At 41.6% G+C, this 17,329-nt stretch carries 13 protein-coding genes and 1 pseudogene; 7 read left to right on the top strand and 7 right to left on the bottom strand.

Annotated elements, in window-relative coordinates; genetic code table 11:
* Positions 1–216: 216 nt before the first annotated feature.
* Positions 217–2,379 (top strand): YjbH domain-containing protein, encoded by a 2,163-nt coding sequence (locus tag PNK_RS00440; RefSeq protein WP_059062295.1) that lies wholly within the window; start codon positions 217–219, stop codon positions 2,377–2,379.
* A 242-nt stretch (positions 2,380–2,621) separates the two neighbouring features.
* Positions 2,622–4,469 carry a hypothetical protein gene (locus PNK_RS00435; protein WP_032124762.1) on the top strand — a complete coding sequence of 616 codons (1,848 nt, stop codon included), beginning with the start codon at positions 2,622–2,624 and terminating at the stop codon, positions 4,467–4,469.
* Between the two features lie 94 nt (positions 4,470–4,563).
* On the opposite strand, the gene hemB is transcribed toward PNK_RS00435, so the two are convergent.
* Positions 4,564–5,607, bottom strand: a complete 1,044-nt coding sequence (hemB, locus tag PNK_RS00430; RefSeq protein WP_079992741.1) for a porphobilinogen synthase — start codon at positions 5,605–5,607, stop codon at positions 4,564–4,566.
* A gap of 296 nt (positions 5,608–5,903) precedes the next feature.
* Between hemB and PNK_RS00425 the strand changes: the two genes are divergently transcribed.
* Both PNK_RS00425 and PNK_RS00420 read left to right on the top strand, forming a co-directional pair.
* A complete protein-coding gene (locus tag PNK_RS00425; protein WP_032125845.1) occupies positions 5,904–6,389 on the top strand; it encodes a peroxiredoxin in 486 nt (161 codons plus the stop codon).
* A complete protein-coding gene (locus PNK_RS00420) occupies positions 6,386–7,255 on the top strand; it encodes a glycosyltransferase family 2 protein (RefSeq protein WP_231909263.1) in 870 nt (289 codons plus the stop codon). The genes PNK_RS00425 and PNK_RS00420 overlap by 4 nt, the downstream gene beginning before the upstream one ends.
* Here PNK_RS00420 and mutY read toward each other — a convergent pair.
* The 4 genes and pseudogenes from mutY to PNK_RS00400 form a co-directional block, all read right to left on the bottom strand.
* Positions 7,209–8,180 (bottom strand): annotated as a pseudogene (mutY, locus tag PNK_RS00415) (A/G-specific adenine glycosylase); the annotation flags it as partial. The gene PNK_RS00420 and the pseudogene mutY sit on opposite strands and share 47 nt — an antisense overlap.
* A gap of 185 nt (positions 8,181–8,365) precedes the next feature.
* A complete protein-coding gene (locus PNK_RS00410; RefSeq protein ID WP_059059591.1) occupies positions 8,366–9,529 on the bottom strand; it encodes a tetratricopeptide repeat protein in 1,164 nt (387 codons plus the stop codon).
* A gap of 312 nt (positions 9,530–9,841) precedes the next feature.
* A complete protein-coding gene (locus PNK_RS00405; RefSeq protein ID WP_059059589.1) occupies positions 9,842–10,729 on the bottom strand; it encodes a tetratricopeptide repeat protein in 888 nt (295 codons plus the stop codon).
* 6 nt (positions 10,730–10,735) lie between these two features.
* Positions 10,736–11,035, bottom strand: a complete 300-nt coding sequence (locus tag PNK_RS00400) for a hypothetical protein (protein ID WP_059059586.1) — start codon at positions 11,033–11,035, stop codon at positions 10,736–10,738.
* A 436-nt stretch (positions 11,036–11,471) separates the two neighbouring features.
* Here PNK_RS00400 and PNK_RS00390 point away from each other — a divergent pair, with 436 nt between their 5' ends.
* Entirely contained in the window at positions 11,472–11,732 is a 261-nt protein-coding gene (locus PNK_RS00390) for a hypothetical protein (RefSeq protein ID WP_059059582.1), read from the top strand.
* Here PNK_RS00390 and PNK_RS00385 read toward each other — a convergent pair.
* The gene (locus PNK_RS00385; protein WP_059059580.1) at positions 11,729–12,922 is read right to left on the bottom strand and encodes a glycosyltransferase family protein; all 1,194 of its coding nucleotides are present in this window, start codon (positions 12,920–12,922) and stop codon (positions 11,729–11,731) included. The two genes, PNK_RS00390 and PNK_RS00385, sit on opposite strands and share 4 nt — an antisense overlap.
* 288 nt (positions 12,923–13,210) lie before the next feature.
* Positions 13,211–13,711, bottom strand: coding sequence for a hypothetical protein (locus PNK_RS00380; RefSeq protein WP_059059578.1), 501 nt, complete (start codon positions 13,709–13,711; stop codon positions 13,211–13,213).
* 572 nt (positions 13,712–14,283) lie between these two features.
* Between PNK_RS00380 and PNK_RS00375 the strand changes: the two genes are divergently transcribed.
* Both PNK_RS00375 and rdgB read left to right on the top strand, forming a co-directional pair.
* Entirely contained in the window at positions 14,284–16,455 is a 2,172-nt protein-coding gene (locus tag PNK_RS00375; protein WP_231909262.1) for a GreA/GreB family elongation factor, read from the top strand.
* A 271-nt stretch (positions 16,456–16,726) separates the two neighbouring features.
* Positions 16,727–17,326, top strand: a complete 600-nt coding sequence (gene rdgB, locus PNK_RS00370) for an RdgB/HAM1 family non-canonical purine NTP pyrophosphatase (RefSeq protein WP_032124754.1) — start codon at positions 16,727–16,729, stop codon at positions 17,324–17,326.
* Positions 17,327–17,329 lie beyond the last annotated feature (3 nt).

Raw genomic sequence — 17,329 nt, 5'->3', positions numbered from 1 at the left:
ATGGGTCACATGTTCAACTTAATCGATAGGATCCCCTCTTTCCGGCTCGTATTGGTTGGATTAATTCTTGCTTTAAAGCAACTCCCTACGTATTCTCTTCCTTCTTTAACACAATGACTTAAACCACTCACTAGCCATTAAGAGGGTATTCGCAAAGCACAATGAGATGATTTGTGAACGCTCTCTAAGCTCGCACTATTAGCAATGCTTGTGCCTATGCTCGATTATCGAAAACACATCTTCTGCTTTTTCAGCTGTTTTGCTTGCTTGGCATGCTCCTTTCTGCCTGCAATCGATTTTGCATGCGATGATAGCCAATCTAATTTGATGGAAGACTTACTTGTTGTCGACTATTGGAATAAAAGGCATAACGAACGGTTGCCCGTGACCTTTAATAACCTTTTGCAAGGGGGTTATTTCAGCATGCCTTCGGCTCGCATGGGTGCTGAAGGAGAAGTGGGCGCAGGCTACTCTTGGGTTCCTCCATACTATACGTATAACCTGCGCGTCCAACTGGTCGATTTTCTGGAAATTACAGGTAACTATCGCATTTTTCGAGGGGTCGACGACCCTGTTTTGACTCCCATGGGATTCGGGGACTTTTCCGATAAGGGAGCCAACGTCAAACTCTCCCTTTTTAGCCCCGAAGCCAGTCATTACAAACTTCCAGGCGTTGCCATCGGTATGGAAGACTTCATGGGTACGCAGGCCTTCAAAGCCTACTACATCGTCTTGACTCAAGTTTTGCTAGACAACGATCTGGAAATTAGTTTGGGCTATGGAGCCCATCGCATTCACAAGTGGTTCGGCGGGATGACCTGGTTTCCGTTTCGCAAGTTGTGCTGGTCTTACCTTCAAAGCCTTGCATTTGTTTTAGAATACGATGCCATCCCTTATGAAGATGAAACCTATGAAAGGCACCCAAAGGGGCGGGTCAAGCATACCCCGTGGAACATTGGCGTTAAATACCGGTTATGGGACTCGATCGATCTATCTCTGTCCTATATAAGAGGCGATGCCGTCGCCTTCACAGCCTCCTCTTTTTTCAATTTTGGCAGCACAAAAGGAATGCTCCCCAAGCTTGCCGACCCCATGCCGTATAAAGCCCCTGTCAATACGCAGGCACTGGGATGCTTGAGACCGGAAGATGTGATGATTCAGGACTTTAGCTTTGCCATGAGGGAACAGGGCTTTGACTTGGTCGAAGCGTGGCTAAGCTATGAAGATGAAAGCACAGTCTTGCGCCTGAAAATCGTCAACATGGTGTATCGAGAAGAACGCCTCTTGAGAGATCGCTTTAATGCCCTCCTGGTGGCTTTGACTCCTGAGAATATCGATAAGGTGATCATTGTCATCGATGCTGTGCCAGCCCTCATTCAGGAATACCACTACAACATGAGCTTTGTCCGGCTTTTTCAAGTCCAGGCGATTGGCCGGTATGAACTCAACATCTTGACTCCTGTCTGCGAAGTGAGCTACCCCAATGTTTTTGAATCCAAGCTTCTTTTTAAAAAGAAAAGGGAATGGTTGAATCTTGAACTCCTTCCCAAAACCCACACTTTATTTGGTAGCTCGCGGGGTAAATTTAAATATGCATTGGGCTTGACCCTGGCTGTCAATGGCTTTCTTCCAGAAAACATTTACTATTCGATCAAATTTGGCTATTTTATTTTCTCAAATTTGCATGACATCCATAGCGTCGACCGCCTTAACCCCTCGCAATTAATCAACGTACGCACTGACATCATCACTTATTTCCAGCAAAAATCGATCACAGTTGACGAAGCCTATGTCGAGAAAGTGTGGAATTGGGGGCGAGGATGGTATACGCGTTTGACGCTTGGTCTGCTAGAGCAGGAATATGGGGGCGTGGGTGGCGAATGGCTCTATTATCCCGTCAATTCTTCGTGGGCTATTGGAATGGATTTCGCCATCTTAAAAAAGAGAACCCCGGAAGGAATCGGCTTTACCAACAGAGTTCGGCAGCTCCACGGTTTTGAGCCCCACTACGTCAAATTTATTGGATCACAATACTTTCTCAACCTTTACTACGACTGGAAATGCACAGCCCTGGAATTTAAAATCAGTGCCGGTAAATTTTTAGCGGATGATGTCGGCGTGCGCACAGAAATTTCGCGCTACTTCCCAAGCGGTTTGAAAATCGGCTTTTGGTATACCTATACCAATGGCAATGACGTCATCAACGGCCAAACGTACCACGATAAAGGGCTCTACTTTTCGATGCCTCTCGATATTTTCTACACCAAGAGCAGCCGCACGCGTTGGGGATATGGAATGTCGGCATGGCTCCGCGATGTGGGTGTACGTGCTTATACGGGGACTGAACTCTATCAATTGATCAATCAGAATCGTCAGTAAGTTCGAAGAGATGGCATTTGCTCCACCGCCTCGAAGAGCAAACTAGAAGTGCTATTTATCAGTGCTTGCACTTATACTTTGTCGCCCTGCACGCCGCCCTATCCCTTTTATTCTAGAATCGATCTCATATTATTTTATTATCATCTAGAACTGATCTTATTAATATAAATTTAATATTTAATTAACATTAAATATTAAATTTAAAATTATAATAATTACTTTAATATCAACAAAAAGGTATTATGGTTAATTATTTTAATTTCAATTCTGATTTAAATTCTTCGCCTATTTACTTTCAAAATCCAGAATTTTCAACTTCCGCTGTTACAGTTCCCCTTTTTTCTAATTGTCAATTACCGCTATCTTCTCAAATAAATACAAAAAAAAATAAACGGGTGATAAGGAAAATTACAAAAATAGCTGAGAAAAGTATAGATCAACAGATTCAATTTTGCTTAGAGACTAAAGATTATTTCAAAGTCGCCTCTTTACTAGCAAAAGAGTTAAAAAGCGGCAATGCTATTGCCGCAAAAGAGATTTTTTTTAACCTTTTAATTGAAGAGGACTTTGAAATAATTTTAGAAAACTTTCTTGCTCAAGCTCTCAGTGACTCTTTACTTGTAAATTTTTATAGAAAATGGGTACCAGAACTCGTCAAAGATGATCGTGAACTTGTCTACGATTTAACTTTGTCATTATTTAAGAATGATTTAGCTCAAATTGAATGTTATTTTAAAAAATACACGTCAATTTTTAAGAGTTTAAAATTTCATGCTCTAAAAGAGTCGTTTCTTTTAGAAGAAAAGTCCATGGTTGTTCTCAATAAATCATTAACTAAAGAAGATAAGCTTCTTTTTATTTCTATTTACGAAGATGATGAAGAGTGTAGAGACCTTATTCATTTCTTTTTTGAAAATACAACCTGCTTATATTCAGAATTTCGAATGAAAAAAGATATCGATTTTCAGTGTGCCTACACTAATGCAAAGATTAACTACAATTTTTTCTTAGATAAAGCAAATTTTAATCACTTAGAAGAATACGAAGATGGAGAATTGTGGTTACTAGAATATAGCATGCCCATATTTTGTCATGCATTACAACAAATAACTCAAAATTTTGAATTGACGAACCATCAAATTGATTATAATTTGTTCATAAAAATGGCAAAGTCTCTAGATCAAGCCCTCTATACCGTAAAAGAAACTGAAAGGAATAATGAAAATACAATTTATTCTAAAATTGAGGATTTAAAAGCCGGAGATTTATTTTTATATCCCATTGAAACAGCAGGGCATGCAACTCTTCTATGTTTAAAAAAAGAGAGCCAGGATAAGGCTACAGTTTACTTATATAACACAGGTTTAAGCAGCGACCGCTGGCATTTTAAATTAGAGGGTTCCTCTTATTATCAAACTTTTTACCAACTAAATCAAATTTCAATTGACTCTTTAAATCCTACTTTTTGGGCAGATTTAAAAAATTTGACTGAATCTCATCAATGTTATCATTCTTTTGATCCTGTCTATACATTTTTAAATGATAAATTAAATCAAGGTAAACAAATCAGCTATAAAGCTGAAAATCCCTTGTTATACGAACCAGTTCAACAGAAAGGCACTTGTACAGCGCAATGTTTATATGCTTTTTTTAGACATCAAATCCTTACACAACCTTCTTCTTCGATTGAGAAAAATTATCAAGATTATAAAATTAGCAAAGGATATCTGCAAAAAGCCATCTTTGCATTAGAGCAGAAAGAAGAAATCATTGATCTAGAGCAAGAAAAAATAAGAGATCTTGCATTAAGTAAAATAGAAAAAACACACCAAAACTTAGAAATTTTCTCTCTAATGACGCATCATTTTAAACAGACAAAGGCAAGCATTGCAGAAACTTTAGAAGTCTTAAACAAGAAATCGATGCCTTTTCTGTCTATCCAAAATTCATCTCCTTCGACGTTTATTATTTTAAAAGATTTATATAAGGAAATTGCAAAAACATGTAGAGAACAACAAAAAGCCCTTTCTCTCATGCATTCAAGTCCTTCTTTAAAACCCGCTCTTGTTTTATTTCAAAATTACAATTAAAATAAGTAATTTAATTCAACCTCCCTAGGGCCTTTATCAACCTAAATTTCAGATTGTACTCATCGAAATTTAGGTTGATTAACTAAACTACCCCTCATCGCTTGCGCTGATATTCAGCCACTCGACGAGCCGCATAAGTTAAAATAAAGTCCGCACCCGCTCGCTTAATCGACAAAAGCGATTCTTCAAAAACGCGATCCGCATCCAGCCAGCCATTTTGAGCCGCGGCCATCACCATGGCATACTCTCCGCTCACGTGATAAGCACCAACTGGAAGCGCCGTCTGTTCTTTGATCTTGACAATCACGTCCAAATAAGGGAGAGCCGGCTTAACCAAAATCAGATCTGCCCCTTCTTGCTCGTCTAATTGACACTCTAAGAGAGCTTCGCGGCTGTTAGCCGGATTCATTTGATAAGTCTTTTTATCCCCAAATTTTGGGGCCGAATGAAGGGCGTCTCTAAAAGGTCCATAAAAGGCAGATGCATACTTAGCCGTATAGGACAAAATGCCAACATGCTGGTGGCCGCCCTGATCAAGAATCTGCCTAATATAAGCCACTCTTCCATCCATCATATCACTCGGAGCCACGATGTCAGCCCCGGCTTCTGCCGCTAAAAGAGACATCTGCGCCAAAACTGGCAAAGTCAGATCATTGTCAATCTCCCCCTGCTCATTCACAATTCCGTCATGGCCATGATCGGTAAAAGGATCGAGAGCTACATCGACCATGAGGCACATGTCGGGCAACTCTTGCCTTAAACGCCTTAATGCAGTCTGGAGAAGATTACCTGGCCTAATAGCCTCCGAAGCTTGGGCATCTTTTTTTTCGTTTGGCGTATAACAAAAGAGATCGATGGCGCGAATGCCCAACTCATACAATGCTGTTGCTTCCTCAATCAAAAGATCCACTGAATAACGGGAAATGCCTGGCATGCTTTTAATTTCTTGTCGGCGATTGTCGCCCTCCAAAATAAAAACAGGTGCAATCAATTGGCTTGGATGCAAATGAGTCTCTTGAACAAGTCCACGAAGTGCAGCCGTTCGACGATTGCGTCGAGGCCTTCTTGTCAGAGCAGTTTTAACGGCTGGGTGAGAAAAATGTAAGTCCGGAATTGATGCGATTAAAGAATTATTCATAACAGGCCTCTGGTTTATGCACAGATTAAGGCGGTGTCAAATCGCTAATCGCCCAAACTCAGTTCTTTCCAGATAGATTGAAGAAATAATCTTGAATGTAGGCACTATGAATTTGACACGCCCTAGCTAAACTACTTTTTCTTCGTTAAAATTGAAACGACAATTCAATCCCTTACTCGAAAAATTTGCCCATCCTTTTTTCCCTTTTTTGCTATAATCCCTTTTAACCTGCTCTAAATTTAAGGCACATAACTCAAAGTTCAGGTTTTCATCATCATCTATCAGGAACAATGGCTATGGCTCTTTTATCAGTCGGAAGTGAAGTCCCTTCTTTTGAAGCAACTACTGCCAATGGGCAGGCGCTTTCGAACAAACAATTGCTAGATCAGGTGTATATTTTTTACTTCTATCCAAAGGACGATACTCCGGGCTGCACGGCTCAAGCATGCAGCTTCCGCGACGCCAAACCTTTATTTGATGCTGGCCAAGTGCGGGTAATCGGCGTCAGCCCTGACTCGGCCGCTTCGCATGCCCGCTTCACCTCCAAATATGGGCTCAACTACACTCTACTCCCCGATCCTACTCATCACCTCTGTGAGTTATTTGGTGTTTGGCAGGAAAAAGTCGTCTTTGGCAAAAAAAGGATGGGGGTTGTTCGCACAACTTTCATTGTTGACGCCCAAGGAATTATTCGTTGGATAGAAAGCCCCGTTCGCGTTGAAGGACATGCCGAACGTGTATTAGAAGCTCTTCAATCGCCATCTTTTCGGAATCCATCATGATACGTCTCCCCATCAGCGTCACCATTCTCACGAAAAACAGCCAAAAGTATTTAAAAGAAGTCCTGGAAGCTTTAGCGTCGTTTGATGAGGTTCTCATTTGTGATACGGGATCGGAAGACAATACGCTACTAATCGCTCAAGAATTTCCAAACGCTGTCATCTACAAGCGCTCTTTCATCGGCTTTGGCCCTACTCACAATATTGCCTCAAGCCTTGCACGCAATGACTGGATTTTGTCAGTCGATAGCGACGAGGTCGTTACAGGTGAATTGGCAAAAGAGATTGCAGATCTTAAACTAGCTGCTGGACATGTTTACTCATTCCCTCGCCACAATGAATATCGAGGAAAATGGATCAAATGGTGCGGCTGGCACCCTGACCGGCAGATCCGCCTTTTCAATAGAGCCGAAACGCGCTTTACAGATGCTCAAGTGCATGAATCGATCATCATTGAGCACCTAAAGCATGTCCATCTTCAAGCCCCTCTTCGCCACTACTCATACGACAAAGTCGCTGACTTTCTAACCAAAATGCAATCCTACTCAACCCTGTTCGCTACGCAATATCAAGGACGTAAACACTCATCCTTTGGAAAAGCCCTTTCACATGGAAGCTTTTCTTTTTTTAAGAGCTATATCTTAAAAAGAGGTTTTCTGGGAGGGCAAGAAGGTTTTGAAATATCCTTTTACAATGCTGCCACAGCCTTTTACAAATACCTTAAGCTAGCGGAGGCTAACCGTCAATTAGAGCTTGAAGGCCTTGAAAAATGCGGCGATGGCCAGACGAAAAAGCTCGCTGCTTCAAAGCCTCTACATCAAGCCACTCCAAATCAGGCACCGCCAAGCGGTGAGCACAAGCAAAAATAACAGGGTCAAGCCTTGCCTGATAGCGGGTAAAGCCATGTTCGACTGATGGAAGGGATTGGCCGGCCTTGACCGACAAGCCAAATTGGCTATTAATATGCCTTTGTAGCTGCTGAGGTGTCATCCCATCTCTAGCAGTCTCAAAGAAGGGAAACTCATACAGATCCGACATGATTTCCCCCTTCTTGCCGCGCTTAACCAAGAAATAGCCAGCACTTTGAATGACAGCCACTGCGCGGTAAAGATGCTCTGTTTTTGCAGCCCGGCTCTTAATGGGCAATTGATCGACAAGTCCATGCCGGAAGCTTCGGCATCCCGCTTGCAGAGGACATTCTCCGCACTGAGCTTTGCGTTGGCAAACCGTAGCCCCAAGCTCGATGAGCGCTTCCCCTACAATCCAAGGCTCTTCATCTGGTAAAAAAGACTCCGTTAAGGCTCTTATTTTTTTCACGGTGGAGGCTTTTGCAATGTCTTCTTCGATTTGAAAGTATCGGGCAAGTACGCGCAAAACATTTCCATCGACGGCTGCTTTTTTTTGATGAAAGGCAAAGCTTAAGATGGCGCCAATCGTGTATGGGCCGAGCCCCTTGATTTTAGCAAGCTGTTCTTCGTCAGACGGCAACTGCCCTTCAAAATGCGCGACTAGGTAGCGTGCCCCTTCATGCAGATTGCGCGCTCTCGAGTAATAGCCAAGGCCTTCCCATGCTTTGATCACCTCGTCCAAAGAAGCTGACGCCAAGGCCGGAATGGTTGGGAAAAGCTCCATCCATCGCAAAAAATAGGGAAGTACGACCGCCACCTGAGTTTGCTGAAGCATCACTTCAGAAATCCAAACAGCATAAGGATCTGGGTTGTTGCGCCAAGGGAGCTCCCGCTTTTCCGCTAAAAACCATTCCTTCAATTTTTCGTGCTCAAACTGAACATCCATCCGGCAAACCTTTAGTTGTAAAATTGAATATCGATAAAATTTCGGGGTGTCTGGTAAGTCTATTCTTAAAAGCGAAACCCAGGTTGCAAATCCGCTTGTTAAGCCCAAAAACTTGGAATACAAGTTTATTAGAATCAGGGTTTAAAGACAAAGGCTGATCTGATTCAAACTCTTGGATGCATTCCTCATAAGGCAGCCAACTCAAGCTCGAGGAGCGCATGCGGATCGCGCTCTAGCAGTACATTTTCTTCTAACTCTGCCAACACTTTTTCTCGCTTATAATAGGCCATTTTTGTGAAGTCTTGCGACAGTTCCAAAACGCGATTGTAATCGATTAGAGCAGCTTCTAAGTTTCCTTGTTGTACATGCAAATCTCCTCGGCATTCTAAAGCATTAACCGCATAGGGATCGATTTCCACGGCACGATTGAGATCGCTCAAAGCCTCTTCAACTCTGCCTTGCTTGAAAAAAAGCAAACCACGGCCACTTAAAGCCAAAACCGACCGAGGATCTAATTCCAATGCATGATTGAAATCGCGCAAAGCACAATCGAGCTGCGCATGGCTAACCCGATCAAGAACATGCCGCCAATAGAGCTCTGCTCGATAACAGAGGGCCTCCACTGAATAAGATCCCATGCGCAAGGCTCGGTTGAGATCATGCAGGGCATCCATTAGCCTCTTTTGCTTATAATAGATAATCCCGCGCAAGCGCAGTGCACAAGGAGAATCGGGCTCTGATGCGATCGCACGTTCAATATCCGCTAATGCCTCGTTCAATCTTCCTTGCTGGCTGTAAATATTTGCGCGCTTGCACAAGGCAGTAATTGAATTAAAGTCTTGTTGCAACTCTCTCTCAACATCGATTAATTCTTGTTCTAGACTTCGCTTTAGATGCCCTAGCTCCTGTTGGCGCTGTAAAATATAGACCGAGTCAGGATCGAATTGCAAGGCAAAATGGGTGTGATTCACGGCCTCTTCCAACTCTCCCTCTTCACAAGAGAGATTGACTCGATAGATAAAATGGTTCGCTAGCGTCTTTAATGCATAAACAGCGAGTTTCTCATGCCCTGCCACCCCTTGTATCCATGCACGCTTTAAAAATTTGCGATATTCCTTAAAACACAAAGGGATGATTGCAAGGGAGAAGAGGGTTGATGCAAAAGCTTTAATCATTTGCCCCATTTGCCATAACAATCCCCTTTCTGCAATCGTTTTTCCCAAATAGCAGTAAACTTTTCCCGCATGTATTCTTTCTCTCGGATCAGCTGCCATCGAATGGCCCTTATAATGAACATCCAACAATTGCAGCTGAAGATGACTCACTTCATCAATATAGAGAATACGCATGATCGATCCTTAACAGAGAGATATAATGGAATCTTTAGCTTGGTCAATTTAAGAATAGGGGCGAGATTAATGGGACTATCTTATTCAACCACCCATTAAAAAACAAATGAGACAAATAATCATACTTTCAAATGAAATTGGCTGACTTTGCCGATTGGCAGATGGTTTAAGGTTCAAAACCATCTGCCAAGAGCTCCTAGGAAGGATAAAATGGCGGACACAAATTTTTCTAACATCAAATAAAAGCTCATTAGGATTGAGCTCTTAGCTCTAAGCCTCACTAACCTGCAGGGTATAACCTCTTATATCACACTATTCTGGATAACTCATTACATTTCTCAAAAAGTCTATCCTTTCGTCGATGTAATTATTCATTGCCAAGGCATGCACATCGGTTCCAAATCTCTGAGTCACTTGTTGCCGCATTTTTTTATAGATTGGAATAGTAAAGGGGTCTTTTTCATGTATATCATGATCTCCCCGAGCTCTTCGGGCAATATTTTCACCTATAGGATGTTGGGAGTCCAAAGGGAAATCTTCTTTTAGTATAGCTAAGAAAAGTTGTTCAGCAGCATCTTCAAAGCGACCTTGTTGGCAATACAAATACCCCCTATACTCAAAGATTTTAGATAAATCGGTATCGAGAACTTGAGCTCTATTCAAATCGGCTGATGCTTCATCCAAAAGATTGTGTTTAAGATAGATATTTGCTCGGAAGGCAAGCAAAAAAGCTTCTTCTTTGCTATCTAGATTCAAACCTAACAAACGGTTCAAGTCATTTAAAGCCTCATTCAAGCGGTTTAAATGGTAATAGCAAAACATTTGATTTCTAAGGGCTGAAACTGAATCGGGCGCTATCGCTAATACCTGACTAAAATCGGCTAAGGCCTGTTCGTAATTTCTACTGATCAAATAACTCAGACCTCGCCCATTTGAAGCAAAGAGGGAATGAGGCTCGACTTCTAAAATGCTGTTAAAATCTTCAACATAGGTAGGATTAGCTTTTGCCACTATGCCTGCTCGGCCTTTTAGAGCCTCTAATGAATGAGTATCTAAATATAAAGCATAATTAAAATCGTACCAGGGATTTGCTCGCTTTTGCTGTGCACGCAGTGTAAAGTCATGAGATAAGGTCTTTAAAGCATATAAAGTGACCTTTTCATGCTCTCTTCCATATACTACTTGCTTCCAAGAACGCAATAGGAGCTAGCGATAGTGAACCGAAAACAAAGGCAAAATGGTGAAAGCTGCAATCGTTGTCACCCCTGTCGTTAAACCTAACTTTAAGACTTCGCCCAGGACACGCAGAAATCCCTCTTCTTTATCTACCTTACCCATTTTTACATAGCTACGACCGTCAATAACTTTTTCTTTTCGTCCTTCAATTTCTCGATCTAAATTAAAAGGTCGAGAAGGTAATAACATGGCATCATTAACAGAAGATTCATAATCCCTTTTTTGCCTTTGATAGGCGAGATCATCAGAATTATTAATATAAATAGGCATAATATTTCCTTCTTAATAGATTTATCCTATTATATTAATTTTAACTTTTATAGAAATTAATAAAAAATAACAATCAAATAATCATCGCAATCAAATATGACAAGACAATGCTAAACAGGGAATGCTTTAGAAAGCTTGAAACGCGTACATTTTTCTCTTTCGATCAGGGAAAAATCTATGGAATGCCCAACTTGCAAAACAGAGATTTAAAAAAAGAATGGTATACTTGGCATGGCAAACAAAACTATCGTTGTGTTGAATGTGATAAGCAATGCTCTCAGCATTAAGAATTAAACAGATAAAGGGAATTGGTCACGGACCTTATTAAAAAGGTGTCAGAATAGCATCTGTCAAATATTTGTGATCTTATGCCATAGCTAATCGAAAATAATGAACTTTAAAGTTTGTTGACCAGAAACCAAACGATCAGTAGCTGATGGCTCATTTTTTTATAAGAACAGTCGTCAAGTACTTGCAATGCAAGGCTCCAGGAATAAAAAGCATTAAAACCGTCTATTTCACAGATAAATTTAGTGTCTATTATGACATCTTTTCCCTGGAGCCAACCATTTCCATCCATTCTCAAAAAATCGGAGTCAGACAAGCTATATTGAAAGATTTAATTGTACGCTCAGGCGGTGAAGGTAAGAAAAACAATATTGGGAGCCACCACCTACCTGTCAAACGAAGCGCTTAAGATAGATGCTGAGTGCGAATGCTTTCTAGCATCGAAGGCAGCTCATTGATCAAATGCAGAGCCCTTTGATCCCAAGTATGATGGTGCATGACCTTTTCTCGTCCTTTGCCAACCAGGTGATGGCGCTTATCATCATCGGCTAAATAGGTGCGGATTTTGCGATTAAGCTCTTTCCACTGACGGGGTCCATACATTAAAATATTCTCTTCATCTGTAAAGTGCTCGCGAATGTAAGGGGTATCGAGGGTTAACACGGCAGCGCCGCAAGCCAGCCCGCTCAAAATTCTTTCATGGGCTCCTTGCTTGATCTCAGGGGTGCAGTTTAAAACAATTTTCGCTTGTTTAATCAACTCCAATGCCTCGCTGAAGGGGACAGCAGAGTGGATCTTTACATTGGATTTTTTGCCAAGATACTTTTTCCAGCCTCCAGTCTGCGGCTGAGAGCCAAAAATGTGAACGGTAGCCTCCTCAATCGATTGAACGAGTTCGATGCGGCTCTTGCCCCCAAGATAGGCTTCTAAATCATCAAGAAGAGCTTCATAGTCCAATTGACGGGGATCAATAGCCTTGCCGGCACGCAGATGGCGATCGAGGGTCTGAATAAATGCCTGCATATAAGAAATGTGCTGATCATTCAGGGTCAGTTCAGCCGCTTCTTCTAGAACGGCAATCAAATCTGGCGGATATTTTGCCGTCCATTCTTGTCGAATCGCTTCATAGTCAATAAAAGAGTTCAATAGCAGAAGATCATAACGGGGCGTGTTCGATAGCGGCGGCGCTAAAGACTTACTGACAGCATGCGGCATAAATAAAACGTGAGGAGCCTTAAAGTCGCGGAACGTTTGGCAAAAGTTGCGGTCGACGCAAGTAATGATAGTATAGGGACTCTTAACAAGCGGAAAAAAATGATTAGGCGCGTCAGTCAAGCACGCAACGTGGGGTATCTTAATCATATCGCTTAAAAAGCGACCATTTTCATCTGGCAACAGTCCATTAAATGACAACGTACAATCGGGCGGATCGTTGAGCAACTGATCGAGAAAAGAGCGGGGATCATCTCGCTTAGCCTCAATCACACGGCTGATGACGCCTTGGCGATTGAGAGCATTGTTCAATTCGCCTATAAAGTGGTCTAGCACCCCATATTGAGTCGATACCGAGGTGAACAGATAAACTTTTTTTAATTTCATAGTGATTATGCCCAATAATTTATTATCATCGAATGTTCGCACCTTCCGGAACAGATTGACCGCTGCCACGCTATCACCCGGATTTGGACGCGATCTCAACAGTTGCGATTGCGTCCTGCGCCTGACTTGTATCATAATCATTTGGGTAAAATGAGCAAGTCATTCATTTTTTGAAAGACTACACCATTTCCTCTCTTTAAAATCTGATTTCCAATCTTTTGTTTTTGAAGCAAAAAAAAGCCGCTAAATGCAAGCATTTAGCGGCTTTTTTTAAGCTTAGAGAAACCGTTACTTCATCGGAATCCAATTGCGGCGTGCCCCAATCGTCTTTCCTCTGCGCTCTTTAGTTGATTGAAGCGTCTCCCTGTCCTGCTGCGATTTAGTTTTCGTCGCAGGAGCCATGGCCAATTCTTTTTCAGTTTTGAGTGAGTTGAGAAAATTTTGACGCTCTAGTTGAACCCTTTCCCATTCTTCACGTGTAAAATTATTGGGGTTGTCTAAAAAAGTTTCGATGTATTTGGGTGACCAACCGGATTTTTGATAAATTTCATCGAGTTTACGATCAATTTCATCATGCAATTGACGCACGTTTGAGATCATTCGCTCCACATCTTTTAGGGTCATGGTCTCTGGATCGAATTGATCCAATTCAACCTGAGCCTCTTTCTTTCTATCTAAACCGAAAGGGTCTGACTGGGCAGCAGCAGGCTTATTAGCAGGTCTGTTGCTTGGTTTGGCTTCCCCTCTTTTTCGGGAGGCTTCATCAAAAATACTGGAACGCTGATCCATAAATACCTCAAGAATAATCTCTCCTATTTACTATTTTAGCAGAAAAAATTTATTTGGGGTATTAGGAAATTGAGCGATTAATTCAGTTAAACGATTAATCACTGACATTGAAAATAATAAAGTGAAGAGATATATTGCTTCACACAGAGCTTATAAAAAATGAGAAAAACAGTCTTTTGCTTGAAAATGATGGATTTGTCCGTATCAAGCATAAGAGGTGGCAATCTCTTAGAGGGTGTTTACAAAATATGATCAAGTTATTTTGCTGCTCTAGCGTATAAATAGCTGTAAAAATTTTTCGCAATAAATCCATATTCCGTAAAATTTTTATAACTATCTAGGCAATTTTAGCAACAAATCAACCGATCGGATTTTATAAACACTCTCTTAGGGCTATTCAAGTCTGTTTGTTTTGAACGAGATCCTTTTAGAAGAGTTTAGCATAAACTGGCAGTAACATCGTTGTCCTATTAGCAAAAATTTATGCTTGCGTCTTCAAAAATTGAATTAAAGCCGAACAAGCGGGTTTTTTACCCCCCTCTTAAAATGAAGACAAAACAACGTAAGGTTTGATGATGGGCTATTTGAAGGAGTTTCTGACGCAAATCAATAATCGAGATTTTCACAAATTTCTCGTATTATGGGAAGAGTATTGCACCAGCGACACAGTAGATACTGAAGAATTTAGTCAGCTTTTAAAAGCGATTAAGTCCTCGGATTTAGCAAAACATTTTGGACAAATTATTGAAACGGCCCTTCCTTTATGGAAGACAATTGCCGATCCTGCACAATCTTATGAGATCCTTCGATTACTGATCGATCTTCAAACGACAAACAGCCCGGCTTTAGTCGATTTGGCTATTGAAATTCTACAAAAGCATCATGGCCATGAAGCGAAGTTCAATGAACGCTTAAAGCTGGCCGGCTTGCGCAATAAGGATCAATTCCAAGGAGCCCTCTCCAAATACGACTTAGTGGCGCATATGGCCAAAGGGAATATGGTCTTCCACGTTGGTGGGTGGGGCACAGGAGAGATCATGGAAGTCTCTTTTGTTCGCGAACACCTAGTAATCGAATTTGAAAATGTCTCCGGGCGTAAAGATCTCTCTTTTGCCAATGCCTTTAAGACCCTCATCCCCCTCTCAACCAATCACTTCTTAGCCCGCCGTTTTGCAGATCCTGATCGTTTGGAAAGAGAAGGACGAGAAGATCCTGTTGGATTGATCAAGCTTCTTTTGCACGATATCGGACCGAGAACAGCCGCCGAAATCAAAGATGAGCTCAGTGAGCTTGTAATTCCAGAAAAAGATTGGACGAAATGGTGGCAAGGAGCTAGAGCAAAAATTAAAAAAGATCCTCTCATCGAAACACCAGATCATTTAAAAGAGCCATTCCATTTAAGAAAAGCAGAATTGTCGACCGAAGAGCGCTTAAAGAACGCGATGCATAATAAAACAGATGCAAGCGAAATCATTCAAACGACCTACAGTTTCGTCAGAGATACAGCAGGTGCCCTCAAAAACGCAACTACAAAAAATACTCTTCAGACCAGGCTCATAAATCTGTTAGAAACACCAGGATTGAGCGAAGACCAGCAGCTTCAAATCCATTTGCTACTCGAACAATTTTTTGGTTATGAGCCCTCCGAAAGCCATATTAGCCAGCTTGTTCAAAGCAACCTAGCCATTGAAAGAGTCATCCAAGACATCGAAATCATTGCATTCAAGAAACGTGCCTTAATTGCAGTCAAAGAATATAGAAAAGATTGGCCTTCAATTTTCTTGTCGCTGCTCTTCTCTTTATCACAGGCACAGCTGCGTGACTACCTTCTCAAAGAACTCAATCAACCAGCCACCATCAAATCTCTTGAAACAAAGTTAAAAGAGCTCCTAGCAAATCCTGCCGCTTATCCAGAAATGTTTGTGTGGTACTTCCAGAAACTGATTGCCTCAACGGATGAAGATCTTCCTTATCAAAATAAAGAAGGGTTAGAGCATTTCTTTGAGGCCTTTTTCATCCTTTTCCGCTCTTTAGAGAATCAACCAGATTATCGAGAGCTCTGGAAGAAAATGTATAGCATGCTTTCAAGCAAGCGCTACGCATTAGTCCGCCAGCTCCTCCAAGGAACTTCTCTGGAATTTACAAAAGAATTTTTATTGTTGGCATCTAAGTGCCAGTCCCTCAGCGACCATGACATGAAAATTTTGCGTTCATTAGCCGAAGTCGTGCATCCTTCTTTAGCATCTCCAAAAGGGCGTAAAGGGCACTCGTCTTCTGACGAAGATGAAATCTGGACGACAGAACAAGGATACTTGAAGATTCAAGATCGCATTCGCCAAATTGGAACTGTTGAAGTTGTAGAAAATGCACGCGAAATTGAAGCCGCTCGTGCATTGGGAGACTTACGTGAAAATTCTGAATTTAAATTTGCGCAAGAAAGACGCGCAAGATTGCAATCTGAATTAAAAACACTATCAGATCAGCTTGGCCGTGCACGCATTATCACGCCTGACGACATCCTCTTAGATGAAGTGGGAATTGGTAGCGTAATCGATGTGGTGGATAACCAAGGGCAACGTACTCAATACTCTATTTTAGGGCCTTGGGATGCCGATCCAGAGAAAAACATTCTATCCTTGAATTCCAAACTGGCCCAAGCGATGGTAGGAAAAAAGAAGGGTGAATCCTTTCAGTTCAAAGACGAAGAATTTCAGATCCTCTCTTTAAGCAGCTTTTTGAATTAAACATTCAGTAAAAGCTTCGATGTCACTTTCTAAGCGGAAGTGGCATCGAATAGCTTCCTATAGGCCTATTTTTTTACATTTTTGCGTATAATCATTTTTAAAAATTTTACATTAATGTATGAAGTCACTATATTCTTGCACCCATTAAGTTGAGTCCATATTCAACGTAAGAGTGAATATCTCTCAGATAAACAAAAACTAAGGCTTTGAAAGCTCTACTGGCATTTCAGACAGATCCTCACAAAGTACTAAGTTAATAAAATGGATTCCTATGGAAATTCTTTTGGCGACAACTAATTTGCATAAAATCCGAGAATTTCGGGAGATGTGCAAACCGTTTTCCCATTTAGAGATTCTTTCGTTACACCAATTTCCCTCTTATATCGCGCCAGTGGAAACAGGGAAGACCTTTAAGGAAAATGCCATATTAAAGGCAGAACATGCTGCCAAACAGCTCAATGTATGGGCAATTGCCGACGATTCGGGCTTGGTCGTTCCCTTCCTTCAAGGACAGCCTGGCATCTACTCTCGCCGCTATGCAGGGCCTGAGGCTTGCGATGCCGACAACCGGAAGAAGCTGCTGCAGGAAATGGCCCGTTTAACGACGCAAGAAGATCGCTCTGCCTACTATGAATGCTGCCTAGCGGTTGCCAATTCATCAGGATTAAAAAAGTGTGTACAAGGCGTCTGTGAAGGATTTATCCTCACAGAAGCTAAAGGTCGTTATGGCTTCGGCTACGACTCTCTTTTTGTTAAAAATGACTATGAAAAAACATTTGCAGAACTAGACGAAACAATTAAAAATCGCATCTCTCACAGACGCAAGGCTTTTGAGCGACTAGCTGCTTTTTTAGAAAATCTCAGAGGCTAACAC

The sequence above is a fragment of the Candidatus Protochlamydia naegleriophila genome (genome assembly GCF_001499655.1).
In the GTDB taxonomy this organism is placed as follows: Bacteria; Chlamydiota; Chlamydiia; order Chlamydiales; family Parachlamydiaceae; genus Protochlamydia; species Protochlamydia naegleriophila.
The sequence above is the reverse complement of the archived record's forward strand: the minus strand, read 5'-3'. Positions and strand labels throughout refer to the sequence as shown.

Bases quoted from the DNA above. Each gene is read 5' to 3' on its own strand.
- PNK_RS00420 (WP_231909263.1), top strand. From the start codon at position 6,386: ATGATACGTCTCCCCATCAGCGTCACCATTCTCACGAAAAACAGCCAA.
- PNK_RS00425 (WP_032125845.1), top strand. From the start codon at position 5,904: ATGGCTCTTTTATCAGTCGGAAGTGAAGTCCCTTCTTTTGAAGCAACT.
- PNK_RS00440 (WP_059062295.1), top strand. From the start codon at position 217: ATGCTCGATTATCGAAAACACATCTTCTGCTTTTTCAGCTGTTTTGCT.
- rdgB (WP_032124754.1), top strand. From the start codon at position 16,727: ATGGAAATTCTTTTGGCGACAACTAATTTGCATAAAATCCGAGAATTT.
- PNK_RS00435 (WP_032124762.1), top strand. From the start codon at position 2,622: ATGGTTAATTATTTTAATTTCAATTCTGATTTAAATTCTTCGCCTATT.
- PNK_RS00385 (WP_059059580.1), bottom strand. From the start codon at position 12,922: ATGAAATTAAAAAAAGTTTATCTGTTCACCTCGGTATCGACTCAATAT.
- PNK_RS00400 (WP_059059586.1), bottom strand. From the start codon at position 11,035: ATGCCTATTTATATTAATAATTCTGATGATCTCGCCTATCAAAGGCAA.
- PNK_RS00390 (WP_059059582.1), top strand. From the start codon at position 11,472: ATGGCTCATTTTTTTATAAGAACAGTCGTCAAGTACTTGCAATGCAAG.
- PNK_RS00410 (WP_059059591.1), bottom strand. From the start codon at position 9,529: ATGCGTATTCTCTATATTGATGAAGTGAGTCATCTTCAGCTGCAATTG.
- PNK_RS00380 (WP_059059578.1), bottom strand. From the start codon at position 13,711: ATGGATCAGCGTTCCAGTATTTTTGATGAAGCCTCCCGAAAAAGAGGG.
- PNK_RS00375 (WP_231909262.1), top strand. From the start codon at position 14,284: ATGATGGGCTATTTGAAGGAGTTTCTGACGCAAATCAATAATCGAGAT.
- hemB (WP_079992741.1), bottom strand. From the start codon at position 5,607: ATGAATAATTCTTTAATCGCATCAATTCCGGACTTACATTTTTCTCAC.